Origin of the sequence: Rossellomorea sp. GCM10028870 (genome assembly GCF_042666755.1) — a bacterium.
GTDB lineage: Bacteria > Bacillota > Bacilli > Bacillales > Bacillaceae_B > Rossellomorea.
Genome location: NZ_JBHTGN010000002.1, coordinates 1 through 26,056 on the forward strand (window position 1 = coordinate 1; position 26,056 = coordinate 26,056).

General features: G+C 42.2%; 31 protein-coding genes. 8 read left to right on the plus strand and 23 right to left on the minus strand.

Features of this window, described 5'->3' with window-relative positions; genetic code table 11:
* Positions 1-301 precede the first annotated feature (301 nt).
* Positions 302-1,168, minus strand: a complete 867-nt coding sequence (locus tag ACFQWC_RS10855) for a nucleotidyltransferase-like protein (protein WP_299745130.1) — start codon at positions 1,166-1,168, stop codon at positions 302-304.
* 154 nt (positions 1,169-1,322) lie between these two features.
* Between ACFQWC_RS10855 and ACFQWC_RS10860 the strand changes: the two genes are divergently transcribed.
* Positions 1,323-1,673: a YgzB family protein gene (locus tag ACFQWC_RS10860; protein ID WP_299745127.1), complete on the plus strand. Its 351-nt coding sequence runs from the start codon at positions 1,323-1,325 to the stop codon at positions 1,671-1,673.
* Between the two features lie 80 nt (positions 1,674-1,753).
* Here the strand turns inward: ACFQWC_RS10860 and perR are convergent, their stop codons facing one another.
* The 8 genes from perR to ACFQWC_RS10900 form a co-directional block, all read right to left on the minus strand.
* Positions 1,754-2,194: a peroxide-responsive transcriptional repressor PerR gene (perR, locus tag ACFQWC_RS10865; protein ID WP_377107297.1), complete on the minus strand. Its 441-nt coding sequence runs from the start codon at positions 2,192-2,194 to the stop codon at positions 1,754-1,756.
* Between the two features lie 93 nt (positions 2,195-2,287).
* Positions 2,288-2,836 carry a cob(I)yrinic acid a,c-diamide adenosyltransferase gene (locus ACFQWC_RS10870; protein WP_299745121.1) on the minus strand — a complete coding sequence of 183 codons (549 nt, stop codon included), beginning with the start codon at positions 2,834-2,836 and terminating at the stop codon, positions 2,288-2,290.
* A 1-nt stretch (position 2,837) separates the two neighbouring features.
* Complete coding sequence (locus tag ACFQWC_RS10875) at positions 2,838-3,788, minus strand: D-2-hydroxyacid dehydrogenase (RefSeq protein WP_299745118.1); 951 nt, start codon at positions 3,786-3,788, stop codon at positions 2,838-2,840.
* Between the two features lie 227 nt (positions 3,789-4,015).
* Positions 4,016-4,480, minus strand: coding sequence for a thioredoxin-dependent thiol peroxidase (bcp, locus tag ACFQWC_RS10880; RefSeq protein WP_299745115.1), 465 nt, complete (start codon positions 4,478-4,480; stop codon positions 4,016-4,018).
* Positions 4,481-4,552: 72 nt separating this feature from the next.
* Positions 4,553-4,957 carry an ion channel gene (locus tag ACFQWC_RS10885; RefSeq protein ID WP_299745113.1) on the minus strand — a complete coding sequence of 135 codons (405 nt, stop codon included), beginning with the start codon at positions 4,955-4,957 and terminating at the stop codon, positions 4,553-4,555.
* Positions 4,958-5,018: 61 nt separating this feature from the next.
* Positions 5,019-5,804 (minus strand): ABC transporter permease, encoded by a 786-nt coding sequence (locus ACFQWC_RS10890; protein ID WP_299745110.1) that lies wholly within the window; start codon positions 5,802-5,804, stop codon positions 5,019-5,021.
* Between the two features lie 3 nt (positions 5,805-5,807).
* The gene (locus ACFQWC_RS10895) at positions 5,808-6,599 is read right to left on the minus strand and encodes an ABC transporter permease (protein ID WP_299745107.1); all 792 of its coding nucleotides are present in this window, start codon (positions 6,597-6,599) and stop codon (positions 5,808-5,810) included.
* A gap of 60 nt (positions 6,600-6,659) precedes the next feature.
* Complete coding sequence (locus ACFQWC_RS10900; RefSeq protein WP_299745104.1) at positions 6,660-7,670, minus strand: ABC transporter ATP-binding protein; 1,011 nt, start codon at positions 7,668-7,670, stop codon at positions 6,660-6,662.
* A gap of 204 nt (positions 7,671-7,874) precedes the next feature.
* Here ACFQWC_RS10900 and ACFQWC_RS10905 point away from each other — a divergent pair, with 204 nt between their 5' ends.
* Together ACFQWC_RS10905 and ACFQWC_RS10910 are read left to right on the plus strand one after the other, a co-directional pair.
* The gene (locus tag ACFQWC_RS10905) at positions 7,875-9,161 is read left to right on the plus strand and encodes a glutamate-1-semialdehyde 2,1-aminomutase (protein ID WP_377107301.1); all 1,287 of its coding nucleotides are present in this window, start codon (positions 7,875-7,877) and stop codon (positions 9,159-9,161) included.
* Between the two features lie 255 nt (positions 9,162-9,416).
* Positions 9,417-10,499 carry an FUSC family protein gene (locus tag ACFQWC_RS10910; RefSeq protein ID WP_113970037.1) on the plus strand — a complete coding sequence of 361 codons (1,083 nt, stop codon included), beginning with the start codon at positions 9,417-9,419 and terminating at the stop codon, positions 10,497-10,499.
* A 53-nt stretch (positions 10,500-10,552) separates the two neighbouring features.
* On the opposite strand, the gene nikC is transcribed toward ACFQWC_RS10910, so the two are convergent.
* The 10 genes from nikC to fabL form a co-directional block, all read right to left on the minus strand.
* Complete coding sequence (gene nikC / locus ACFQWC_RS10915) at positions 10,553-11,449, minus strand: nickel transporter permease (RefSeq protein ID WP_044339707.1); 897 nt, start codon at positions 11,447-11,449, stop codon at positions 10,553-10,555.
* 28 nt (positions 11,450-11,477) lie between these two features.
* On the minus strand, positions 11,478-12,482 hold the full coding sequence (locus ACFQWC_RS10920) for an ABC transporter permease (protein ID WP_299745093.1): 1,005 nt from the start codon (positions 12,480-12,482) through the stop codon (positions 11,478-11,480).
* A 276-nt stretch (positions 12,483-12,758) separates the two neighbouring features.
* Positions 12,759-14,348, minus strand: a complete 1,590-nt coding sequence (locus ACFQWC_RS10925; RefSeq protein WP_377107989.1) for an ABC transporter substrate-binding protein — start codon at positions 14,346-14,348, stop codon at positions 12,759-12,761.
* 74 nt (positions 14,349-14,422) lie between these two features.
* Positions 14,423-15,388 (minus strand): ABC transporter ATP-binding protein, encoded by a 966-nt coding sequence (locus ACFQWC_RS10930; protein ID WP_299745090.1) that lies wholly within the window; start codon positions 15,386-15,388, stop codon positions 14,423-14,425.
* Positions 15,363-16,379, minus strand: a complete 1,017-nt coding sequence (locus ACFQWC_RS10935) for an ABC transporter ATP-binding protein (RefSeq protein WP_299745087.1) — start codon at positions 16,377-16,379, stop codon at positions 15,363-15,365. Before ACFQWC_RS10935 ends, ACFQWC_RS10930 begins: the two co-directional genes overlap by 26 nt.
* Before the next feature lie 316 nt (positions 16,380-16,695).
* A complete protein-coding gene (locus tag ACFQWC_RS10940; RefSeq protein WP_299745085.1) occupies positions 16,696-18,444 on the minus strand; it encodes an ABC transporter ATP-binding protein in 1,749 nt (582 codons plus the stop codon).
* A 162-nt stretch (positions 18,445-18,606) separates the two neighbouring features.
* Positions 18,607-19,137: a nucleoside tri-diphosphate phosphatase gene (gene ntdP / locus ACFQWC_RS10945; protein WP_299745151.1), complete on the minus strand. Its 531-nt coding sequence runs from the start codon at positions 19,135-19,137 to the stop codon at positions 18,607-18,609.
* Between the two features lie 251 nt (positions 19,138-19,388).
* Complete coding sequence (locus ACFQWC_RS10950) at positions 19,389-19,652, minus strand: YgaB family protein (RefSeq protein WP_299745082.1); 264 nt, start codon at positions 19,650-19,652, stop codon at positions 19,389-19,391.
* 197 nt (positions 19,653-19,849) lie between these two features.
* A complete protein-coding gene (locus ACFQWC_RS10955) occupies positions 19,850-20,056 on the minus strand; it encodes a gamma-type small acid-soluble spore protein (protein ID WP_299745079.1) in 207 nt (68 codons plus the stop codon).
* A gap of 76 nt (positions 20,057-20,132) precedes the next feature.
* Complete coding sequence (fabL, locus tag ACFQWC_RS10960) at positions 20,133-20,876, minus strand: enoyl-[acyl-carrier-protein] reductase FabL (RefSeq protein ID WP_034762580.1); 744 nt, start codon at positions 20,874-20,876, stop codon at positions 20,133-20,135.
* Positions 20,877-20,979: 103 nt separating this feature from the next.
* On the opposite strand from fabL, the gene ACFQWC_RS10965 reads away from it, so the two are divergent.
* The gene (locus tag ACFQWC_RS10965) at positions 20,980-21,204 is read left to right on the plus strand and encodes a hypothetical protein (RefSeq protein WP_299745069.1); all 225 of its coding nucleotides are present in this window, start codon (positions 20,980-20,982) and stop codon (positions 21,202-21,204) included.
* A 39-nt stretch (positions 21,205-21,243) separates the two neighbouring features.
* Here ACFQWC_RS10965 and mutY read toward each other — a convergent pair whose 3' ends face one another.
* Together mutY and ACFQWC_RS10975 are read right to left on the minus strand one after the other, a co-directional pair.
* Positions 21,244-22,350: an A/G-specific adenine glycosylase gene (gene mutY / locus ACFQWC_RS10970; RefSeq protein ID WP_299745066.1), complete on the minus strand. Its 1,107-nt coding sequence runs from the start codon at positions 22,348-22,350 to the stop codon at positions 21,244-21,246.
* Positions 22,351-22,399: 49 nt separating this feature from the next.
* Complete coding sequence (locus ACFQWC_RS10975) at positions 22,400-22,708, minus strand: hypothetical protein (protein WP_299745063.1); 309 nt, start codon at positions 22,706-22,708, stop codon at positions 22,400-22,402.
* 90 nt (positions 22,709-22,798) lie between these two features.
* Here ACFQWC_RS10975 and ACFQWC_RS10980 point away from each other — a divergent pair, with 90 nt between their 5' ends.
* Complete coding sequence (locus tag ACFQWC_RS10980) at positions 22,799-23,785, plus strand: metal-dependent hydrolase (RefSeq protein ID WP_299745060.1); 987 nt, start codon at positions 22,799-22,801, stop codon at positions 23,783-23,785.
* A gap of 43 nt (positions 23,786-23,828) precedes the next feature.
* Here ACFQWC_RS10980 and ACFQWC_RS10985 read toward each other — a convergent pair whose 3' ends face one another.
* Complete coding sequence (locus ACFQWC_RS10985) at positions 23,829-24,104, minus strand: YfhJ family protein (RefSeq protein ID WP_299745057.1); 276 nt, start codon at positions 24,102-24,104, stop codon at positions 23,829-23,831.
* A 151-nt stretch (positions 24,105-24,255) separates the two neighbouring features.
* Between ACFQWC_RS10985 and ACFQWC_RS10990 the strand changes: the two genes are divergently transcribed.
* Positions 24,256-24,420, plus strand: coding sequence for a small, acid-soluble spore protein K (locus tag ACFQWC_RS10990; protein WP_044339716.1), 165 nt, complete (start codon positions 24,256-24,258; stop codon positions 24,418-24,420).
* A 31-nt stretch (positions 24,421-24,451) separates the two neighbouring features.
* Positions 24,452-24,610 (plus strand): YpzG family protein, encoded by a 159-nt coding sequence (locus ACFQWC_RS10995; RefSeq protein ID WP_082051311.1) that lies wholly within the window; start codon positions 24,452-24,454, stop codon positions 24,608-24,610.
* A 38-nt stretch (positions 24,611-24,648) separates the two neighbouring features.
* On the opposite strand, the gene ACFQWC_RS11000 is transcribed toward ACFQWC_RS10995, so the two are convergent.
* The gene (locus ACFQWC_RS11000; protein WP_299745047.1) at positions 24,649-24,975 is read right to left on the minus strand and encodes a YfhH family protein; all 327 of its coding nucleotides are present in this window, start codon (positions 24,973-24,975) and stop codon (positions 24,649-24,651) included.
* A gap of 377 nt (positions 24,976-25,352) precedes the next feature.
* Between ACFQWC_RS11000 and ACFQWC_RS11005 the strand changes: the two genes are divergently transcribed.
* Complete coding sequence (locus ACFQWC_RS11005; protein WP_299745044.1) at positions 25,353-26,024, plus strand: SDR family NAD(P)-dependent oxidoreductase; 672 nt, start codon at positions 25,353-25,355, stop codon at positions 26,022-26,024.
* The last annotated feature ends 32 nt before the right edge of the window (positions 26,025-26,056 follow it).

The following is a 26,056-nucleotide window of genomic DNA, read 5'->3' on the forward strand; positions in this document are numbered from 1 at the left end:
CCAGCGTTCGTCCTGAGCCAGGATCAAACTCTCCGATAAAAGTTTGAATAGCTCTTTAAAAATAAATCTAGAATTAACGTTGACGTATTGTCTTGTTTTGTTCAGTTTTCAAGGTTCAATGTGTAAGCGCTTCGTTTGAAGCGACTTTATTATCTTACCAAGTTGTGGAGTTTATGTCAACAACTTTTTAAGTTTTTTTCAAGTCGCCACTGCCCGCTCGTTGTCGTCGTTCAGCAGCGACATTTACTAATATAACAAGGTTTTAAAATGAAGTCAACGAAAAATTAATATTTCACTATAATTATTTTACGGCTCGGTAATAGCGATGATAAATCCCTTGTCCCTTTGTCTCCACATCTACGATTTCAACGAATCCTTTATCTGTCAGATATTCGATGAGCATGCTTAAATCCACTGAATAATGTTTGGCCTCTTGATGATTAAGAAGATCCTGGAACGTCCAGTGTTCTTTTTGGTCCAGGATGTTCAATAGATGTTCCGTCGAAACCTTCGTTCTTGAGTGGATAAGGAACTCGCTTGCCAGAAACAGCAGCTCAAGTCGTTTATCAATTTCTTCATCGCTTGTTACAAGCTCTTCATATAGTTTATAAATCTCAGGCTCGATTTGTTTTACTTGGTTCCATACTGTTACCTCTGGATGAAATCCATTTTCGATGACCGCGAGCCTTGCTAAATGATGCAATGAATGAACGATGTGATTGTAGGCATCTAAATAATGCTTACTTTCGAAGAATTCCTTACCGTCCATGTAACGACGAATCAACTTGGCAAATTCCATACCCATCTTGATCTTTCTTCCATAGAAGGGGAAATCTCTTAACTCTGTTTTAAGATTATGAATATATTCGTTGCGATCGAACAGTACTTTACCATTGAATAGCCAATCGATTACTTTGCGGTTGGACCCGAGTAAGATCCACTCATTCAGCTTAGCTTCCGTTACGATATGTAAGGCTGCCTTTTGCTCTTTATAGGAATAGTGCTTAATGAACACTGGTTCTTCAGCTTCTTTCACAACTAGAAAAAGGACAATATCAAAAGTATCTGTCAACGGGCTGGATTTCTTGCTTTGTTCTATTAAAAGCGCTCCTAAAGTATTGGGGTGACTAGTACGCTCTTGGTATAACGGTCGTAAAATGTCTTCCATTTCATACTCCTCCACATCACTCATTGGTTGGTTACTATTTCGACATTCAAAGGGGATTTCCTTCTCTGAATATAGTCATTTTTCGACAAAACGGTTTCGCATCCCTCTTATTACACCAAATATGGTATAGTATTTTTTTAGGAGGGACAAACAAATGGCTAAGAAATATTCGAGTAAAATCAATAAAATCCGAACGTTTGCCTTAAGCTTGGTTTTCATCGGATTTATCATTATGTACGTAGGTATATATTTTAGAGAACATCCATGGGTTATGACAACATTTATGCTGCTGGGTTTTCTGGGAATCATCGGAAGCACAGTTGTTTACTTCTGGATCGGGATGCTCTCCACTAAGGCCGTGCAAGTGACATGTCCTAATTGCGGAAAAGTCACCAAGGTCCTTGGGCGTGTAGATATGTGTATGTATTGTAATGAACCATTAACTCTTGATCCGAACTTAGAAGGCGAAGAGTTTGATGAGGGTTATAATAAAAAGAAGAGATAAACCTGCATGAGAAAAGACCTTCTATTGAAGGTCTTTTTTGTAAAATAAAAGAATGGTTCTACGGGAAGAACCATTCTTATCTAGTGGGTTTCCTTTGTAGAGCAGTCAGCGCATGTTCCGTAGATTTCCATACGATGGTTGTTCACTTTAAATCCAGTGACATGGGAAGCCAGTTGTTCCACTTCATCCAGTCCCGGGTAATGAAAGTCAACAATTTTACCGCAGCCATCACAGATGACGTGGTAATGATCCGTTGTCACAAAGTCAAAGCGACTGGAGGCATCACCGTAGGTTAACTCTTTCACTAAGCCTACTTCACGGAATACGCGTAAGTTATTATAAACAGTAGCGACACTCATGTTCGGGAATTTACCTTCAAGTGCTTTATATATATCATCAGCAGTTGGATGAGCCATTGAATCAATGAGATACTCTAATATCGCATGACGTTGAGGAGTAATACGGACTCCCGTTTCCTTCAATGTCGAAATCGCTTCTTTTAATTGTCCTTCTTCAGACATCGTCATGCACCTCTTTTCATAAGAATTATTATTTTATAATCTTTATAAATAGTGTACTAATCATCGGTCCCTTTTGTCAATCTTTCTCCCTAGTTACTCGTGTAAGTTTTTCTCTTGTTCCCCGAGCTGCTGGTTTATATAGCGGCCTGCAACGAAAAGGTAGTCAGAAAGTCTGTTCAGATAAGAAAGGACCAACGGATTAATGTCTTCATCAATGCCAACCGCTTCTCTTTCGGCTCTTCTCACGATTGTTCTGGCTGTGTGAAATGCAGCTCCAGCAGGCTGACCTCCAGGAAGGATGAAATTGCTAAGGGGCGTAAGGGCGCCATCAAGAAAGTCGATTTGCTCTTCCAGTTCTTTAATATGTGATTCTTCAAGCTTCCATTTCACTTCTTTCCCTGCAGGAGTAGCCAGTTCCGCTCCAACATGAAAGAGAATGGTTTGTACCTTATGAAAGAACTCCTCAAACTTTTCTTTTCCATCAAAGTATTCAGCTTTAAGGTAGCTTAGACCTAAACCAATCATGGAATTTGCTTCATCGCATGTCCCGTATGCCTCTACACGCTGATCTTTTTTTGACACTCTCGTTCCATATACTAAAGACGTCGTTCCCTTATCTCCCGTTTTTGTATATATTTTCATCCTAATATCCCCTCTCTGCATCAATCACGTTAATATAGTTTCCACTCTTCTTACTATATGTAGTTAAATTCTTTTTAAAAATATCAAGTGCTCTTGGCATGTATTTTTTTGTGATGCTGGATAGATGAGGTGTCACCGTTATCCCTTCATTCTGCCAGAAAGGATGATCCTTGGGTAGTGGTTCCTTGTCAAACACATCAAGATACATATGACCGATCAACTTCTTTTCATTCGCTTCAAGAAGAACGGATTCTTCTATCAAATCACCGCGGCCTATGTTGATAAATACAGCCGTGTCCTTCATTTGTTCAAAGTGAACAACCTTTAGGAGATGCTTCGTTTTAGCAGTACTGGGGAGAACGGATACGACGTAATCTGCGTGCTGCAGCTGCTCTGTGAATGTTTCCAGTGTGAACATGCTGTCAAAGTGTTCCGCGTGCGATCCGCTGGAGTTCACACCACTCACTCTCATGTGAAACGCTTTGGCCAACCGGGCGATTTCTCCTCCAATCGCTCCCGCTCCGAGTATAAGGAGAGAAGCTTGATGAAGTTCTGCGGTCGGAAGTCTTCGGCTCCACACGTTATCGCTTTCCTGTTTCAATACCGCTTGAAGCTGTTTTGCATACTGAAGCATTAATCCGATTGTAAACTCAGCCATAGGAATTTTATGGATTCCCCTTGCATTGGTCACCAGGATGCCTCTTTTTTTGATGGCTTCAAATGGCATTTTTTCCAGTCCTGCCGAAGTGACCATGATCCATTTGCACTTCGCACTCTTTTCAATGTGGTCGTCCGTTAGGTCTTCACCCATAGTGACAATCACCTCTGCGTTTGGAAGTTCATTTTCTGCTTCTTTGATTTTTTTATAAAAGAGAAATTCAACCGCAGGGAAGCTGTTTTTCATGTCTGAGACGAATTCTTCCTTGGGTTGAAATGTAAAGATGATTTTCATGTGGCTGCCTCCCATCACTATTACCCATTATTTTACCATACGGGAGAGCAATCGCCCTAGCTTTAGCATCCTTGAGGCATAAAAAAAAGAGGACCGACATGGTCGATCCTTCTACACGGATGAGACTGACTTATTTGAGGAGGTTGCCCTACTCTTACTATATGTCCTTACACGCTTTGTGAATGGACAAAAGCCTCGACCCAGTTAAAATAGGCTTGAAAATAGGCTTAGGAAAGGTTCTCTTGAATGTATTGCAGAGCTTCCTCCACATGTCCCTTCACTTTCACCTTTCTCCATACCTTTGAAAGGTTTCCTTCTTTATCGATAATGAAGGTGGAACGTTCAATTCCCATATATTCTTTCCCGAAGTTTTTCTTCAGCTTCCACACGCCGTACTCCTCTGCCACCTTGTGATCTTCATCTACAAGAAGAAGGAATGGCAATCCATGCTTGTCTACAAACTTTTCATGCTTATCAACAGGATCCGGGCTCACTCCTAAGATAACGGCATCCAGATTTTCGAAGTTTTCATGCTGATCCCTGAAATCACATGCTTCTGTCGTGCAGCCAGGTGTCATATCCTTTGGATAGAAATAAAGGACCACGTTTTTTCCCTGGTAATCCGAAAGCTTCACCTTTTCTCCATTGCTTGCAAGTAATTCAAATTCCGGTGCTTTTTGACCAACTGTCATGTATCTTCCCCTCCATTGGATAGTATTCTGACTTTAGCGTACCCAAAAGCAGGAAAAAACTCAAACCATACGCTACTTGTTTTCGTAGTTTAGGAATGATTTCACGACAAAGGCCGCAGGGATAGTGTAACCCAGCCATGATTCAATGAGGGCAATTCCTCTCCCGATCCCAATAGGTGTGACATCCCCGTACCCTACTGAGAAGAGGGTGATGCCACTGAAATACATTGTGGTAAAGAAATGATCGAGAAAGTCTCCGGTTAAAGGTTTCCCTCCTTCAACGAGAATCGGAACCCCTTCAAGCTCAAGGAGTGTAAACAGAAGGCCAAATCCGATCATGATCGTGATATAACTCATCCCCAGGAAGATAAAGTGATGAAATGAAACGTGATGCTCTTTCCATCTGGAAGGATAAAATAAAGCCCGTAAACTCATCACCATGCAGAACAGAATGAAAAAACCAATGATATAAAGCATGTACATACCCTCTTTTTTCTGCTTGTCTTAGTATATGTACGCTTTATACCTCAGAATCATTCTAGTTACCTGCACCCCTGTATCGTTTCACTCCTTCATTCCATAACACGATCGAGAAGATAAAAAATCCGATGCCCACAAAAGGAGTCAGAAACGAGTATGGATACCATTCCGTCTTTTCCAGGAAAAAGGCAGATGGATAGACTCCAACGAACGCGAATGGAAGAATCCACGTTAACACGAAACGAATCACTTTATTATAGATATCAACGGGGTATCTTCCATAGTTTCCGATATTGTACATCATCGGCATGATCGACGTTTTCGCATCCGACCAGAACCCGATGCTGGCAAGGGCGATGAAGATCCCTGCATACACCAGAGCTCCCCCAATGACAAAAAGGATAAATAAAATGGGTTCGTACCATTCAAAGGTAATATCCAGTCTTCCCCCGGCGTAAAACATAACCGAAAGGCCCGTGATCACTCCGAAAAGCGACTCCAGTTCCATTCGCTCTAAGATGATTTGAAACAAGCTGTGTATGGGACGGGTCAGTATCCGGTCGAACTCTCCCTTGACCACATACCTGTCGTTAAAGTCCCATATATTGAAGAACGAACTAAATAGTGCAAACGGGACCAGGAAGAAACCATAGATGAAAATAATTTCGTCTCTTGTCCAGCCGCTCAACAGCTGAGTATGGCCAAACACGACCAGGATAAATACGAGGTTAACTGCCTGAAACAGTAAATCAGAAAGAATCTCCACAACCAGGTCGGCCCTGTATTGCAGTCTGATCTTCATATATTGGGCGACGTATTGAAAAAACATCTTCACATAAAACATCGGTCACCCTCCTTGAATAATCATTTGTTTTTTTGCCATGACCCAGAGTATCTTGATAGGTATGAGAAGAACCAATGACCATACGCCCTGCATAAGTATCGCATTGAATGATTCAGAAGTAGTAAAGCCATCGGTGAAAATCATGCTGGGAACATAACTTATACTTTGGAACGGTAAGTATCCCATCACATTTTGCGCCCAAAGCGGGAAAAAATGAATCGGAAGCAATAAGCCGGAGAACAAATCAATGACCACTCGTTTCGCCCGGATGAGACCGTCATTATTAAATAAGAAAAAGGTCGTGATCCCCGTCAGCAAATTGATTTGTGTATTGATAATGAAACTAAACAGGATTGAAATCGCAAATAAGCCCAATGTATCTAATCCTGTACCGAATTGAAGCGGGAAGATGAGGCTGACAATAATCATTCCCGGGAACGAGAAAAATAACAGTCTGAAGATTCCCTCTCCGAGTCCCTGCATCGTCTTCATCCCAAGATAGTTATAGGGCCTGATAAATTCAACAGCCACTTTTCCTTCTTTAATTTCCTGAGCGATTTCACGGTCAATATTATTAAAATAAAAGGCCCTGGCCATCCAGGAAACGGCTACATAGGTGGTCATTTGAATGATTGACAACCCTTCTATATCTTGCTTTCCACCGTAAATAGCCTGCCATAAGAAATAGTAAGCACCTATATTGATACTATATATTAATATTCCACTATAATAATTAGTTCTGTATGCCAGCATCATGAGAAAGCGGATGCGAATCATTTCAATATACTTAGCCATGATACCCTCCTTCGCACTGGAGCTCACTATTAAATGGAATGATGGCTTCTATTCCATTACTCATCTTGTTACAGCTCCTTTTTCATAGATGTTTCGAATGATTTCTTCTGTTGTCGTTTCTTCTATTTTCATGTCTTTCACTTTGAAGTTCGCCACGACTTTCGTTATCAGTTGTGAGATTACTTCATCATCCGCTTCAGTTAAAGCCGAATAGCTCTGTTTTTTCTCATCGAAAGACCAGGAGATATTCTGATTTCCAGTAAGGTCGGATAAAGCAGTAAGTGACGTATCATCAAGAAATTGAAACACGACTTCCTTTTGGTCTCCCCAGTTCTCTTTCAGCTGACTCAGTGCACCATCATAAATGATTTTTCCTTCATCCAACATGACGACCCTTTCGCAAAGAGCTTCAATATCAGATAAATCATGTGTGGTTAACAAAATCGTCGTATTGTACTTTTCATTGATTTCTTTTAAAAATTGACGGATTTTCAGTTTCACTAGAACGTCTAACCCGATCGTTGGTTCATCAAGAAATAGCAAAGGCGGATTGTGAACTAGCGCCGCCGCTAACTCGCATCTCATCCGCTGTCCCAGGGATAATTTACGGACAGGCTTGTCCAGAAGCGGTGCGATATCCAGCGTCTCTATGACATGATCCATATGTTCCTGGTATTGCTGATCCGGCACTTTATACACTTTCTTTAAAAGCTGAAAGGATTCCTGAACCGCGATATCCCACCAGAGCTGTGAACGCTGTCCGAACACAACCCCGATTGTCTGAACAAATTTTTCCCGGTCGCGGTGAGGATTCATTCCATTGACGGTCAGCTCTCCACCGGTTGGTGTCAAGATCCCAGTCAGCATTTTGATGGTGGTGGACTTCCCTGCACCGTTTTCACCAATGTATCCGACCATCTCTCCCTGCTTCACATTGAATGAGATATCATTCACCGCAGGAACGATTTTATAATTACGCGTAAACAAATCCCTGAATGCCCCTTTTAATCCGGAACGACTGGAAAAAGCCTTGAATTCCTTACGCAAATGATTGACTTCGATTGCATTCATGCTGCGTCCTCCTATAATCGATAAGTATTGGTGCCTCTTTTACAAACAAAGAATAGTGTACCACAGAGAACAGGTTCCCTTTGAACAGTCTGCTTGAAAATAAATGTGTCCAATGATTCCCTATTTGCTAAAGTACAAATAGGCGTACTACAATAGAGTGGTAGCTTACCAGATAATCAAATACATTTTTTTCAGGAGGTAAACATGAAATTCACTGAATCAGAAACTTTACATACAGAAGCACTGGAACATATCGTCGGAGGCGTGAACAGTCCATCCCGTTCATATAAAGCAGTAGGCGGAGGTTCTCCGGTGGCGATGGAAAGAGGACATGGCGCATACTTCTGGGATGTAGATGGGAACAAATACATCGATTACTTGGCAGCATACGGTCCTATCATTACCGGTCATGCTCACCCACATATCACAGAAGCGATCAAATCCGCAGCAGAAAACGGTGTCCTATACGGAACGCCTACCCGTCATGAAGTGAAATTCGCGAAAATGATTAAAGAAGCAATGCCATACATGGATAAAGTACGTTTCGTGAATTCAGGAACGGAAGCCGTCATGACGACGATACGGGTAGCACGAGCTTACACAGGAAAAGATAAGATCATTAAATTTGCAGGATGTTATCATGGTCATTCCGATCTGGTACTTGTCGCTGCAGGTTCAGGCCCTTCTACTCTCGGCACCCCGGATTCTGCCGGCGTTCCGAAGAGCATCGCCCAGGAAGTCATTACCGTTCCTTTTAATGACATCGAACCCTTTAAAGAAGCAATGGAAAAATGGGGAGATCAAATTGCTGGAGTGCTCGTTGAACCGATCGTTGGGAACTTCGGAATTGTGGAGCCGAAAGAAGGCTTCTTAGAACAGGTAAATGAAATTGCACACAGTGCAGGAAGCCTTGTGATTTACGATGAAGTCATCACGGCATTCCGCTTCATGTACGGCGGGGCTCAGGATATGTTAAAGGTAAAGCCTGACTTGACGGCGCTGGGGAAAATCATCGGCTGCGGTCTTCCAATCGGGGCGTACGGCGGGAAGAAAGAAATCATGGAACAGGTCGCTCCGTTAGGTCCTGCCTATCAAGCAGGTACAATGGCAGGAAATCCCGCCTCCATCCTTTCAGGAATTGCCTGCCTTGAAGTGTTAAAAGAAGAAGGCGTATATGAGAAACTTGATAAACTCGGAGAAATGCTTGAAAAGGGGATCCTTACAGCAGCTGAAAAACATAACGCACCAATCTCCATTAACAGATTAAAAGGAGCTCTCACACTTTACTTTACTACAGAAAAAGTGGAAAACTATGAGCAAGCTGAAGCGACCGATGGGGAAATGTTTGCGAAGTTCTTTAAGCTGATGCTTAATCAGGGAATCAATCTGGCTCCTTCTAAATATGAAGCATGGTTCATTACGACCGCTCATACAGAAGAAGATATCCAAGTAACGATCGATGCAGTCGATCGTGCATTCGCACAATTATAATAGAATAACCTAAAGACTGTCCCACCTGCGTTGGGCAGTCTTTTTTTTACCATTTTCAGAATAACTCTTACCTTCCCGGCATATTTATTCATTCTGTAGAAGAATTCCGCCTGCTGTGATTTGTTTATCCCCCTCTACAAAAAGGTACATATTCTGTAAAAACTTATTTAGATTTGCCTATTGATATTACTTGTAAGTACATGTATAGTACAGTATTGTTTATAAATACGTTACACAAGAAAGGATCCTAATTCCATGAAACTTGGTGCTCGCATCCTAAAAACGGGAATTGCGATTGTATTAGCTTTACTTGTATCGCAGCTATTGGGTATACCTTCTCCAGTGTTTGCTGGAATCGCGGCGGTCTTTGCCGTACAGCCCACCATTTATCGCTCCTATCTATCGATCATCGAACAGATTCAAGCGAACCTGATCGGTGCTGGGATTGCTGTTATTTTCGTTCTCTTATTCGGTAGCAATCCACTTATTGTAGGTCTTGCTGCTGTCATAGCCATTGCCATCATTCTTAAACTAAAGTTGCAAAACACGATTGGTCTTGCCCTGGTAACGTTGATCGCGATTATGGAAGTGACGGATCAGGATTTTATTCAATTTGCATTCATCCGCTTCTCAACCATCATGATCGGGGTATTCTCATCGTTCATTATTAACCTGATTTTCCTGCCGCCGAAATACGAAACGAAGCTATATCATAAAATATCTGATTCAACAGAAGAAATCTTAAAGTGGATTCGATTAAGTTCAAGGCACGCAACAGAGTTCCACCTCTTAAAAAAAGACTTGGAGCGTATTAAAGAAAAGCTTATAAAGGTCGATCAATTGTATCTTCTCTATAAAGAAGAACGAGATTATTTTAAGAAAAATTCGATTGTCAAAAGTCGTAAGCTTGTGATTTTCCGTCAGATGATTTCATCAACGAATCGTAGCTTTGACATTTTGAAGCGATTGAACCGGTATGAAAATGAAATCTTTCAGTTACCGGATGAATTACGGGGAGTTATCAAAGGCCAGCTCGATTGTCTCCTTACTTACCACGAACAGCTTCTATTGAAGTTCTTAGGTAAAATGCATCCACATGCAGAGTCTGAAGCTCAGCAGGATGTGTGCATGCATCGGAAAGAACTGATGAATATCATGATCCAGGAAGTAAAACAGCATAGTAAAGATGAAAATATTCATAACTTCCATCTGCTTCATATTTTCTCGGCTATCTTTGAATACGATGAGCATTTAGAGCATCTGGAAAAACTTATCACAAGCTTTCAATCGTATCATAAAGAAGACAATGAAGTGATGATCGGGGAAGAAGAAGAATAAATAGAAAACGGAGCAAAGGATGTTAATGCCTTTGCTCCGTTTTATTGTTCTATTTAGTTTTTCATCTTAGGATCAAGGGCATCCCGAAGTCCGTCCCCCATCAAGTTGAATCCCAGTACCGTCAGCATGATGGCAAGTCCAGGGAAGATCATTGTCCAAGGGGCTTGCAGCATGAACGTACGTGCGTCAGCCAGCATTTTCCCCCATTCCGGTTGAGGGGCTTGAGCTCCTAAACCAAGGAAGCCAAGTGCCGCTGCTTCAATAATAGCAGTCGCAATGGCAAGGGTTCCCTGTACAATGATCGGCGCCATACTGTTAGGAAGGATATGACTCAATAGAATACGGCTATCTTTCATCCCAATGGCTTTAGCAGCCATAACATACTCTTCCTGCTTTACACTCAACACCCGTGACCGAATGAGTCGTCCAAAGTTTGGGATATTGATAATCGCAATGGCAATTAAAGCATTTCTCAGGGATGGCCCAAGAGCAGCTACAACAGCGATCGCTAACAGGATACTTGGGAATGCAAGCATAATATCAAAGATTCGTGAGATGATCGTATCCACCCATCTTCCATAATAACCTGCCACGATACCAAGTAGACTTCCTACTACTGCGGAACCGATAACTGCAAAGAAACCTACCCATAATGAAATTCGTGCCCCATAAATAATTCTGGACAATATATCCCGCCCAAAGTCATCTGTTCCGAGCCAATGTTCGGAAGATGGAGCTTGAAGTCTTTTCGATAAATCTTGTTCATTGATGCCTTGTGGGGCGATGACGGGTGCAGCAATGGCTAAGACGACAAAGAAAAGCACGATGAAAAATCCGACTAAAGCTATTTTGTTTTTTCTAAAGCTTTTCCACGCTTCCTTCCAAGGAGAAACCGTTTCTTCCTGCAGGGAAGGATGAAGCTCCTTTTGTGGTTCTGCTAATTCTGCCATGAGAGTTCACCTCTTTCTTCTATTGATGTTAGTTGTATTTAATGCGCGGATCGACTGCGGCATATAGTAAATCGACAATTAAGTTGATGGTGACAAAGATCGTTGCGACTACGAGAATGCCGGACTGTACAACAGGATAATCACGGAAGCCGATCGCTTCATAAATATAGCGACCAATTCCAGGCCATCCAAAGATTGTCTCAGTCAATATCGCTCCCCCTAATAGGAGCCCCATTTGCAGACCGATTACCGTCAGTACTGGAATGATGGCATTTTTAAGAGAATGCTTGTACACCACCCAGAACATCTTCAAACCCTTGGCACGGGCAGTTCGAATATAATCGGAACGCATCACCTCAAGCATGCTTGAACGGGTCATACGGGCAATGATCGCCATTGGAATCGTAGCAAGTGCGATCCCCGGAAGGATCAGATGCCTCAGCACTTCACCTAATTGGTCGAAACGCCCCTGTATGATGGTATCTATAATATATAGATTCGTAATGGCATCGATTGGATTTCGGATGTTTTCCCTTCCTGTGGTCGGGAGCCAGTCAAGTTGAATACCAAAGATCCACTGCTCCATCAAACCAAGCCAGAAGATCGGCATGGACACCCCGACCAAAGCCAGGATCATAGCTGTATAATCAAACCACGAGTTTTGGAACCAGGCACTGATAATACCCGCATTCACCCCTATGACCACGGCAATGATGATCGCTACAATCGCCAATTCTGCTGTCGCGGCCAAGTACGGCCAGATTTCATTTGAAACTTCTGTTTTAGTACGAATGGAACTGCCTAAATCACCTGTTAAAAGGCCTTTTAGATACTCAAAATATTGAACATACCAGGCATTATCAAGACCTAACTGACCTCTAAGCTGCTCAATGGCTTCCTTAGAAGCCTGTTGACCCAAGATCACCTGGGCGGGGTCCCCTGGTATCGCACGAATGATAAAGAATACAATAAAGGTCATCCCTAATAATACGGGTATTAATTGAAGTAATCTTCGTATGGTGTATTGGAACATTTTGTTCACCTCTCTGAAAGGAGATTCTAGTATTCTTGGTAGCTTGCTTAAATCGTTTTCACGTTACATGCTCTGTTCGAGCCGCCTCCGCTTTTCTTTTTGTCCAGCTACGGCGGCTAGCCCCTCGAGGTCATAAGTCAATCTTGCCCCAAAGGCAAAAAACGCCTTTCGTGCAAGCTCGCCTTATGCTTGTCGGGGCTGAACGAGCCGCCTCCGCTTTTGTATGTACAAAGGGGAGATTAAAACTCATCTCCCCTAGGTTGAATCTTATTACGATTATTCCATATCTACTGAACCTAAGAAGTCAGATCCGGTTGGATGCGGTTGGAAGTTCTTCACAGCCGCACTACCAGCCAATAATGGTGTAGAGTGCGCCAGAGGTACCCAAGGAGCATCTTCATGGATGATTTCTTGAGCCTGTTTGTACATCTCTTCACGTTTTGCTTGATCTGTTTCAGATTGAGCAGCAATTAATAATTCATGAAGCTCATCATTGCTGTAGTAAGTGTAGTTGTTGCTTCCGATATTGTCTTTATCAAGTAATACATATAGGAAGTTATCTGCATCACCGTTGTCACCAGTCCATCCAAGTAAGAATGCATCCGCTTCTCCGTTACGGGCTTTTTCTAAGTATGTCGCCCACTCGTAAGATACGATTTTCGCTTTCACCCCTACTTCTTGAAGGTCGGCTTGAATCGCTTCAGCTACTTTTTGACCATCCGGCATGTATGGACGTGGAACAGGCATTGCCCATAATTCCATTTCGAATCCATCTTCGAGTCCTGCTTCAGCAAGAAGTTCCTTGGCTTTTTCAGGATTGTATTCATATCCTTCAAGTGCGTCATTGTATCCCCCAATAACTGGAGGCATTGGGTTTTTCGCTACTTCTGCTCTTCCTTCGAAGAATGCGTCAATGATTTCCTGCTTGTTGATTGCATAGTTGATCGCTTGACGTACTTTTGGATTATCAAAAGGTTTACGAGTTGATGTTAACCCTAAGTATCCAACGTTCATAGAAGGACGTTCGAATAATTGTAATTGGTCATTACCTTCAACTTGGGCTGCATCACTTGGATTGATACCATCTGCAAGATCGATTTCACCAGAAACCAGCGCGTTAAGTCGTGCAGAGTTTTCAGGAATTGATTTGAAGACAACTTGATCTAATTTCGGTAGATCTTTTTTCCAGTAGTCTTCATTCTTGACTAAAACGATTTTGTCATTACGCTTCCACTCTTTGAACTTGAAAGGACCTGTTCCGGCATCAGTCGGTGCTTCACCTAACTTATCACCTAACTCATCAAGAGCTTTAGGACTTACAATCGCAAACGGGCTCATCGCAATGTTCTTTAAGAACGGAGCCTGTGGACGTTTAAGGACAAACTCAACGGTTTTCTCATCAACCGCTTTTACCTCATTGATAACATGACCTTCATCACCCTTAAATCCACCAAACATAGATTTATAGTAGTAGAATGCCTCTTCATTTCCATTCATCCAACGCTCGAAGTTCTTCACGACTGCGTCAGCATTGAAGTCTGTACCATCTTGGAATTTGACCCCTTCACGAAGTGTGAACGTATACGTCAAACCATCATCAGATACCTTCCACTCTTCAGCTAATCCTGGATTTGGTTCTGTATCCTGCTCACCAAATTCAACTAGAGTTTCAAAGATATTCTTTGTTACTTTAAATGATTCACCATCCGTAACCGCAGCAGGATCAAGTGCTACTGAATCCCCTCCGCGACCAAAGATCAATACTTTAGGATCGCCACTATCTTTACTATCGCTGCCTTCGCCTGAAGAGCTTTCATTCCCTCCACATCCGTAAAGAACGGATGATACGAGTAGGATGAGCAGCATTAAAATTGACCAGCTTTTTTTTCTCAACTAAATCCCCTCCTGAATAATGTTTATATACTTATGAGACTTGCCTTCTAGTAAAGATGACAAGCTACATAATGCCCTGGTTGGTGTTCCTTGAATTCCGGCACTTTCTGTTTACATATCTCCGTAGCATGCGGACACCTGGTGTGGAATGTACAACCACTCGGTGGATTGGACGGGCTCGGAATATCCCCTTGCAAGAGAATTGTTTCTCTTTTGAAATCAGGATCCGGCACCGGTACCGCTGATAGTAGTGCCTGGGTGTATGGGTGAAGCGGTTTTTCATAGAGAGTTTCACTATTACTCAGCTCTACCATTTTTCCGAGGTACATCACGCCTACCCGGTCACTTATATGTCTAACTACACCTAAATCATGCGCAATGAAGATATAGGTGAGTCCGAACTCTTTTTGCAAATCCTGCATCAGGTTCAGGACCTGGGACTGAATGGATACGTCAAGAGCTGACACAGGCTCATCGGCAATGATGAGTTTTGGGTTTGTCATAAGTGCTCTGGCGATACCAATTCGCTGCCTTTGTCCACCACTGAATTGATGTGGATAACGTTTTGCATGATAACTGCTTAACCCAACAATATTGAGTAGTTCATGAACCCTCTTTTTTCTTTCCTTCGCTGAACCCATTCCGTGGACCTTTAATGGTTCTTCGAGAATCTGCTCAACAGTATGCCTTGGATTCAAGGAAGCAAAAGGATCCTGAAAGACCATTTGCATTTCCCGGCGAATCTTTCTCATTTCTGAGTTTGATAGACTGGTAAGTTCTCGATCCTCGAATGTCACCTTTCCTTCCGATGGATCGATGAGTCTCATAAGCATCCTGCCCGTCGTCGACTTTCCACATCCGCTTTCTCCTACGATCCCAAGTGTCTCTCCTTTATTCACGGTAAAAGAAACCCCATCTACCGCTTTTACCGAACTGACAGGTCGTCCAAGAATTCCTCCTGTAATCGGAAAGTGTTTCTTAAGATTCTCAACCTTTAGCAACGGTTCCGTCATAAACTCCCTCCTCCACTTCATCGAACAGGAAGCATCGTGTGCAATGTCCTTGTGATGTTTCATATAATTCCGGTGTTTCGACTAAACAGCGATCGAAGGCATAATCACAGCGGGCTGCAAACCGGCATCCGGTCTTGATGGATCCCGGTTTAGGAACATTCCCCTGAATTGAATGCAATCGCTGCTGCTTGATTCTCATGTCCGGTACGGATTGAATCAGACCTTTCGTGTAAGGATGCTGCGGGTTCTTGAAGATTTCTTCTACCGTACCCTCTTCCACCACTTTACCTGAGTACATAACGACCACTCGTTCACATGTTTCGGCTACAACTCCCAAATCATGAGTGATCAAGAGGACCGCTGTATTCAGCTCTTTATTTAATCGTTTCATCAATTTTAAAATTTGGGCCTGAATCGTCACATCAAGAGCGGTTGTCGGCTCGTCTGCTATCAACACACGTGGATCACAGACCATTGCCATGGCAATCATGACCCTTTGTCTCATACCGCCTGATAGCTGATGCGGGTATTCATTGATCAACTCTTCCGATCTCGGCAAACCTACCATCTTCATAATTTCGATTGCTTTATCTCTTGCTTGTTTCTTTCCAACCTTCGTATGTATCCGTATTGCTTCCGTTAATTGATCACCTATGGTAAAAACAGGGTTTAAAGATGTCATCGGTTCCTGGAAGATCATCGCTATATCATTACCCCGGATATCTCTCATCCGCTTTTCCGATGCTTGTGTCAGATCTTCATCTTTATAAAGAATCTTTCCACCTACTATTTTCCCCGGTGGTTTCGGCACAAGGCCCATGATGGATAGGGATGTAACACTTTTACCACATCCGCTTTCCCCGACGACCCCGAGCACCTCCCCTTCATTCACATGAAAACTAACTCCATCGACTGCAGGAACTTCTCCGTCATCAGTAAAAAAGGAGGTCCTTAAATCTTCCACTTTTAGTAAAGGACGCGCTTCGCTCATTCAAATCCTCCTCTTCGAAACTATCTCTCTTTTCTTAATAGTGCTTATTTTCTAAATTTTATATGTTTCTTATTATACAAGATGTTACAAATGTTGCAATCTATTTTCAGAATTTTTCCACACAAAATTCATATGCTCTTTCATTCCTAATTCAATTCAATATATGTCCAAATATTCTTTTCATTCCTTCCAGATAAAGTTATTTAGCCCTACTTTCTTCACGACACACCTGCAATAAGTTCGATATATTTTTTTGATATACAAAAAAAGTCATGACTTTTATCACATGTATCGTGATAAGTCATGACTTTACATTTTATTGATCAAGCTGTTGTACTTGGAACAGTTTATAATAATGGCCCTGCTTCGCCATCAACTCTTCATGTGTCCCCATTTCGACAACTTCTCCGTGTTCCATATGAATGATTCTATCAGCATGAGTGATCGTTGATAGACGATGGGCGACTATGAAGGTCGTCCGATCTTTCGCCAGGATTTCAAGGGATTCCTGGATCAGGTGTTCACTTTCCAGATCAAGAGCTGACGTTGCTTCATCCAGTATGAGTATCGGCGGGTTTTTAAGGAATACCCTGGCAATCGCGACACGTTGCTTCTGTCCGCCCGATAGTTTCACGCCTCGTTCCCCTACTTTCGTGTCATAGCCTTGAGGTAATTTCATGATGAAATCATGTGCGTTCGCCGCCTTGGCAGCTTCTATTACTTCTTCATCCGTCGCATCAGGATTACCGAATTTAATATTCATCTTGACCGATTCACTAAAGAGAATATTGTCCTGAAGAACCATTCCGATATTGTCCCGCAATGATCTCACCTGAAATCTTCTGATATCCGTACCATCTAAAAGAATTTCACCATCTGTAACATCGTAGAACCGGGGAATCAGACTGACGAAGGATGATTTCCCTCCTCCGCTCATCCCGACCAGAGCAACGGTTTCACCCGTTTTAATATCAAGGTTGAGATTACGCAGTACCTCCTCCTCTTCAGATTCATAGCGGAAGGAAACATTTTTAAAATGAATATCCCCGCGTACATTTTTACAAGGAATCGCACCTGGTTCATCATCAATATCATACTTCTCATCCATGAACTCAAATACACGGTCCATGGAAGCGATCGATTGAGTCAAGGTTGTTGAAGAATTCACCAGTCGTCTAAGCGGACCATAAAGACGATCGATATATGCGATAAAGGCAGCCATCGTACCAATGGTCAAATCTCCATCAATGACTTGCAGTCCAGCATATCCAATGATGATTAATGGAGAAATATCCGTAATAGTATTCACAACCGCGAACGCTTTCGCATTCCAGCTTGTTTGCTTCAAGGCCTTGGTTAAGAAATTGCTATTCTGATCCTGAAACTGTTTCTGTTCGTAGTCTTCAACAGCAAAGCTCTTTATGACGGCCATCCCCTGGACCCGTTCGTGTAAATGACTTTGAACCTCCGCCAATGCCTGAGAACGGTCTCTCGTCAACCCTCTAAGTCTTCCAAAGAAATAACGGACGGAGAAAGCATAGAAAGGAAACGCTATAAGAGAAACAAGTGTTAACGAAACATCCATCGTAAACATGATGGAGAGGGCAATGACTATGGTAGCCGCATCGAGCCATAGATTCATCAGTCCGGTGATCACGAAATTCTTCGTTTGCTCAACGTCATTGATGACCCTGGAAATGACTTCCCCCGCTCTTGTATTCGAATAATATTTAAAGCTTAGTCGTTGAATATGTGAAAACAAATGATCCCTCAAATCATACAGGATCTTGTTACCCGTCCACTGAGCAAAGTATTGCCTATAATACTCTACAGGCGGTCTTACAAGTAAGAAAAGGACAAGCATGATCCCCATGATCATCAGTAATTGATCGGTCTTTTCTTCCGCAGATAAGCCAGAAGCCCCTACTATATCATCAATGACATATTTGATTAAAATCGGAATCAATAAGGGAATCGTAAATTTAATAATACCTATAATTAATGTACCGATAATTTGCCACCGATAAGGTTTTACAAATTGAAGGTAGCGTTTGATACTATCCAAGTGATTACTCCTTTCTAAGATGTTAGTATTTATTTTGCCCCAATAAAAAGGGATGACCCTGTATGGAACGCAGCACTGTTCCTCTTCAAATCCTGTTTGGGAATGAAAAGGTTGCTCCTTACTGGGTCAGCCCTTTAATGCCTATACAATTTTCCAGCTGTGTTACCCCCTGTGAGTCAAATAGCGCTCGTACCAAATATCAATAAAGTCCGGAGCAAAAGGCCCTTTTCTTTGTCGGATCCAGCGAACAAGCTTGTCTACATTTCGCTTCAGGATGTGATCGATCACATCCGGGTAACCGTACAATTTACGATGAGCTTCATACTCATCCTCATCCAGCAATGTATATGTCATATCAGGAAACACTTTAATATCCAAGTCGTAATCGATATACTTGATCGCTTCATGATCATATACAAATGGTGAACTTAAATTACAATAATAATAAATACCGTCCTCACGAATCATACAAATAATGTTAAACCATAGCTCTGAATGGAAATAGCATATTGCCGGTTCACGGGTCATCCACGTTCTTCCGTCGGATTCCGTCACCATCGTTCGATCATTTCCACCGATAATCTGATTGCTTGTTCCTTTCAGGATCGTCGTCTCATTCCATATCCGGTGAATGTTGCCATCATGCTTAAAGCTATGTATTTGTACAGATTTTCCTTCTGTGGGAACCGCCATCGTATCCCCTTCTTTCATTTCATAATTACCCTTATATATACTTATCTATTCTATCATTATAACGTTTCCTCAGAAAATTTAAAACAAAAGGGCTATCCTTAAAGAAAATATCCTTTAAGAATCGCCCGATTTCGGTTCAAAAATGGGTTTTTATTATAAATTGGGAGAGCTGCCTTTTACTTGACCCGCATTTGGGTGAAAGGTTTATTCGTGAAACATATCTCGTTTCCACTTACGTTTAAAGTTGCTTTTTACGTTGTCACACTGTTTTGTTCCTTTTGATATGAACGAATCACATCATCGGTTTGCCGTTGAAACATTTTTTGAATCTCTTTAAGTTCCTTCTTTTTTGACGCAATCTCTCTCTTTATAGATTCAACCTTCGTCATCTCTTGAAGCTGAAGTAATTCCTTTTCCAGATCCTGACACCGTTCTATCTCAGACTGAAGATATAACAACTTATCCATCGTTTCTAACTGCTCTGAAACCAACTCATTAAATCGATGCTGTATCACTCCAACCAACTCCTCTAAACAAGCTCTCCTAAAACATTCTCCTTTCCTACCCCAAACCCTTTGACAACTTCTGTCACAATGCCACCAGTTTTGTCGATGTGGATCTGAGTGTGTGCGGGCGTCCGAATTCCATTATATGTAAAAATACGAAAAAGCACCCAATCAATTGGGTGCTTTCTCCGTCAAGAACAATTCAATTATTGTTGTTGACCGTATTTACCAGAAGCTTTCGCTTTGTTAGCTTCTGCTTGTTGGTTTTGTTGTTTCACATGTTGAGCTGCTGTTGTTTCTGAAGCGAACTCAGTACCGTATTGTTGTTGCTGAGTTGCACCAGCTTGAGCGTTTTGTTGCTTAACATGTTGAACGCTTGTACCAGCTTGAGTTTTGTTTGGTTGTTTTGCCATTGTAATCACCTCCACGCTTATTAAGATAACCAAGCGTGGATTTCACTATTCGATTTTTTTCAGGAAAAACATTCCACTAAACGAGTAGTGAACGACCGCCATCGACGATGATGGTTTGTCCTCTAATCATGGAAGAATCGTCCGAAACGAGGAACATGACAGACTTCACAAGATCATCAATTTCCACCATTCGTCCTGCAGGTGTTTTACTGCGGGCATCTTCCAGGAGCTCTTCACGATTAGGGAAATGCTTGAGTGCATCTGTATCGATCGCACCACCGGAAACTGCATTTACGATAATGTCACGTGGTGCAAGCTCAACGGCAAGATAACGCGTTAATGCTTCAACTGCAGCTTTAGATACTCCCACAGTTGTGTAATTGTCTAAATAACGGATGGATCCCAATGAGCTTATGCTTACGATGCGTCCTCCCTTATCCATTAACTTTGCTGCTTCCTGGGCACAGAATAGTAATGCCTTGCTGTTAATGTTCATCGTCCAATCCCAATGAGATTCTTCAAGCTCCATGACTGGACGAAGAACCCCTGATGCTGCGTTACTAACCAAAACATCCAAACGGCCGAACTCTTCTTTGATCTGTTCGAACATCGATTTGATTTTATCGACGTCCCCTACATTCGCCCGTACGACAAATGCTTTTCGTCCCAACTTTTCCACCTGTTCAGCCGTTTCAAGTGCACCTTTTTTGCTTCGTGCGTAATTAACGACGATATCGTATCCTTTTTCAGCTAGTTGAATTGCGATTTCCCGTCCAAGTCCGCGGCTGCTACCTGTGACTAATGCTACTTTTTGACTCATGTTGATCATCCTTTCAATTTCATTTTCCATTTGGTGTAAGGCATAACCATGTCTTTAACATGCACACTAATAAGAGCATGTCAGTTAAATGGAGGAATGAGTTATGTATGTAGGCAGAGATATGACAGAGCTTTCAATGATTCCAAAAAATGAATGGGAGAAAAGCGAGCTTGCTTTCTTTCATCATTCACTACAACAAATAGTACCCTATTTGAACGCAGAAGGACAATCGATTCACCGAGAAATTATTGAGGAAATTGAAAACCGCGGTGGATTGAAGCGGGGTGAAGCAGATTATACTCATGGCACGAAGGTTAGTTACGATTGAAATGATTATATAAAGAGCAACCATCACGGCTGCTCTTTTTTATTTTTGCAGTATTCCTGCTCCAGTTTCCTTCCAAATTTTCTGATGGGAAACGGGGAAGGCATATTTCTCTAATTCTTCAGTCGTAACGGCAATCAGGTCGCTGGCATCAAGAGTAGCGCTGTCGATAGAACCAACATATACTTCAATGTCCCACACTATGTGAGAGAATATATGCTGGATTTTCGTGACAACCCCTGCTTTCAAAGAGCAATCTACCTTGTATTCTTCCTCCATGAAATCAACCAATTGCTTTCGACCGCCGCTTGAATTTCCCACTTCAAAATTAGGGAATTCCCATAAATTCGCAAGCAGACCTTTATTTGGACGTTTATGAATAACGACTCGATCATCTTCCGTAAACAAAACAGCTGCCGCCATATTCAATTTACGGGCAGATTTCTTCTTCGATTTGATCGGAAGCTCAGTTTGAACCCCTTCTTCAAATGCCTGGCAGTGCTCCCGAACAGGACATAGTAAGCAGGATGGTGAAGTCGGAGTACAAATCAGGGCACCAAGTTCCATCAATGCCTGATTGAAATAGGATGGGTTCTCTTCAGAAATCAAATTTCTGACGGCTTCTTCAAACACTTTTCGTGAAGCAGGTTTGGCAATATCCAGCCAGATGGACAGGATACGTGAAAATACCCTCATGACATTTCCGTCGACAGCAGGCTCCGGTTTGCCATAGGCAATACTCAAGATCGCTCCCGCTGTGTATGGGCCCACTCCTTTTAAAGACGAAATCTCTTTCGGAGTATCAGGGACGATACCATCATACTTTTCGTTCACTTCTTTTACAGCGGATTGGAGATTCCTGACTCTCGAGTAATAGCCGAGTCCTTCCCATGCTTTCAGGACATCTTCTTCGTCTGCAATTGCAAGAGCATCTATGGTAGGAAATTTTTCGATGAATCGGTTAAAATAAGGTATGACCGTATCCACCCTCGTTTGCTGAAGCATGATTTCGGACACCCACACTTTGTAGGGATCTTGATCCTTCCTCCACGGCAGATCTCGCTGTTCTCTTGAAAACCATGAGATTAAATCTTTCTGGAATTCCTCACGGTTAATGGTTTGTAAATGTTTCAATGGTTCTTCAGTCAATTTTGTACCTCCAGGATGTTAAATGTTACGTTGAATAGGGAATAAATAATTAAAGCTGTGTTTTTAATCCAACAAGGTTTATTTCTTTTAACCCTCCACAAATACATTCGTCCAATAATCCAAATAATAAATGACGACGGGAAGTTCGTAAACGTTTCAAAACATGGAAATGGGATTCCGTGGGCACAATAAACCGTTCGATGTAACGATTAGAGTCGGCTTCAGACTTTTCCCATTGGATATTAAAGGCGTCGTATTGTGGTAATGTCTCTACAATATTATTCATAATCTGCTTATATTGAGGTTGAAAATTTTGTTTTATTTCATATTCTAAGTAAATGTGTAAAGTGTTTTTCATTGAAATAAACTCCTTTTAACCATATCATGTTCAAAAATGAATACAAGTCATAAAGAAAACAGATGAAAATGAGCCAAGGGAGGACTTTTTTTGGATACAGGCACTCATATTGTCATGGGTTTCGCTCTTGGGGGCTTAGCCACCCTGGATCCCGTTGTTGCTGAAAGTGCAGCCACTTCTCAAAGTGTGTTAGTTGCAGCAGTCATCGGCTCTCAAATACCAGACATTGATACCGTTTTGAAATTACGCAATAATGCTGTTTATATACGTCATCACCGAGGCATCACCCATAGCATTCCAGCCGTTGCTCTATGGCCGCTTTTAATCGTCGCTTGTCTTTATCCATTTTTCCCGGGGGCAGATTTGCTTCATTTATGGATTTGGACATTTGTGGCCGTATTCCTTCATGTATTTGTCGACATTTTCAACGCCTATGGGACCCAGGCAATCAGGCCGATTTCGTCGAAATGGGTCGCTTTAGGGGTCATTAACACGTTTGACCCGATTATTTTCGGGATTCATATTGGGGGATTGATCCTTTGGGGCTTTGGATTACCACCGGGAAAAACCTTTTTGGTCATGTACATTGTGATTTTTGCTTATTATGTATTGAGATTCCAGGTTCAAAAAGCAGTGAAAAATGCGGTGAAGCGAAGAATTCCGAAAGCGGAGAAAATCATCGTTTCGCCCACCATCCGATTTTTCCAATGGCGATTAGCCATCGTGACGAAGGAGCATTATTATGTCGCAAGGGCATTTAGACGGTCGATTACGATTTTTGATAAATTTGAACGGATACCGATACCTGAAAATCCAGTGATCAATGCTGCTAAAAAAGATAAAAATCTTGCAGCCTTTCTTTCCTTTTCACCGGTTTTCCGCTGGGAATTGGACGAATACGACGATCACTTTGAAGTACGCTTTATCGATCTTCGCTACAGAAATAATGGACACTATCCATTTGTCGCCCTGGTCCAGCTCGACAAAGACCTGAACATCGTCAGCTCCTACACAGGATGGGTCTTCAGCGAAGAAAAACTCCGCTCAAAAGTCGACATCGACATTTTAATCGATTAAAGCAGTGAGGGACGGACCTTTTCAAGGTCCGTCCCTCATCACTTTAGTGTACTAAATCGCCATCTTCTTTATCGTCGATCAGGTGTTTGTATTTAGGGTTTTGTGCAGCAAATTCATGGATCTGTTCCCCGTACGTATTGACCCATTGGCGAACGACTTTCTCCGTTACTGCTTTCCCTTTATAATCGTAACCTGCTTTTGCGTATGTTGCTTCGAAATCCTCCCAGACAAGTTCAATCCAGGTTCTCGCTTTTTCATAAGATAGCTTGTTATTTTTTTCAATTAACAATTGTGTTAATTCGTGGAATGTTGACTCCATTTTGTCTCCTCCTTTTCCATATATTTAGTTCCCGCTTTTATGATAATGTACACCATTTCACCCATACTATTAGTACGTGGTTAAGCTTAGTTGTGAATCTTTGCTTCTTCACGGTATGAGTAAGTACATTTCACCTTTTAGGAGGCACATTATGCGAAATAAAACGACAGGGTTCCCTAACATGAATAACAATAAATTCGAAGGTGAACCGAGAGCTAAAGCGGAATTTGCATCTAAAAGGGCTAACGGCACCATCAATACCCATCCTCAAGAACGTATGAAAGCTTCTGGAGAAAGAGATCACGACTCACTTTAATGAAGTGAAATTTGTTTAGGGGGTAGTCACGATGGCAAACATGAAAAACAACTTCTACCGAAATAAGTACAGTAGTCCATTTAACAAGGCATTCTACAATCCAAAGCATGCCCATTCCCAAGCTAATGGACAAACCACACAAACTCAAGACTTAATCATTCTAGAGAACCAGACACGCAAGCGTTCCTAGACTGCTTCCGAGGTCCGTCCCTATGACGGACCTCTTCATTATTTCTTTTCTCCAGCTAAAAGGGAGATAGGCAAAGCCTCTTCTTTTCCATCGCCACCCAAGCGATATCCCCAAGCGAATACCCCGTTTAAGTAGTCCACTCTGAAATATGTACCGGGATCTCCTTCTATCGCGTAGATTCCACCAGGCTTGTAGCTGTCAGGATCCATTAAATAAGCCTGGGCCATAAGAGCCTTTCGCTCCAATACGGCAAACTCATTCACAATCCCCAGCTGTTCAGCCTTTCTTGCCTTTTCCTTCAACGAAGCAATTTCCTGCTTTAACTCATGCTCCGTCATCTCACTATATCTTCTCTCTTGTTCCATCTTCATCACCTCTACTAATAGTAGTATAGAGAAAATGATACAATAAGAAAAGCGGAGACGACTGGGTAGACCCGACAAGCACTTTTGGAAAATCCCAAAAGGCGCTCTTTGCCTTATGGGATTTTTAAAAAGTGATCTTGAGGGGCTAGGAGTCGTAGCTGGACAATAAGAAAAGCGGAAGCGGCTTGGTCAGCCCCGACAAGCATAAGACGGGATGGCTGAAAAGGCGTTCTTTGCCTTTTTGGCCATCGCGGCTTATGACCTCGAGGGGCTAGCCGCTGGAGCTGGACAATAAGAAAAGCGGAGACGGCTCGGTAGACCCGACAAGCACTTCGGACAATCATCTAACCACATTCACGAGAAAGGATGTTACCTTCATGAAAACAGCCATCATCACAGGAGGAGGCTCGGGCCTCGGAAAAGAATTAGGAAAACTTCTTAGCCAGCAAGGATATCATATCTTCCTTCTTGGACGAACGGAAGACCGCTTAAACGAAGCGGCAGCAGAAATCGAAAGCATAGGCGGAAAGGTTTCTTTTGCCACGTTGGATATACGTTCAACTGGTGCCATTCAACAATTCAGTGAAACTCACCTCCAGGGCCAACATGTAGAACTACTCATACATAACGCAGGGATAGGTTATTTCGGCCCCTTCAAGGATACGGACGATGAGGAATTAGTAAGCATGTTTGAAACGAATGCACTGGGTCCCATTCGACTTACCAAGGCACTGCTAAATCAACTGGCCCAAAATAGCACCATCATTAACATTATTTCAACAGCTGGCCTTAGAGGTAAAAAGAACGAATCATTGTATGTAGCGAGTAAGTTTGCTCTGAGAGGATTCGGTGAAAGTTTACAGAAGGAGTACGAGGATTCAAATCTTCGCATCGTGAATGCGTATATGGGTGGGATGAATACTCCATTTTGGGAGAACAGTGATCATATCAGTGATCCATCAAGGCTTCGCTCCCCTAAAGAAGTAGCTGAATTGATTGTGAATGAATACAAAGAAAAAGACGAAATCGTCATTGAATCAAAAAAATAAGCCTCAAAAGGCAGCCTTCCCTCAACGAAGAC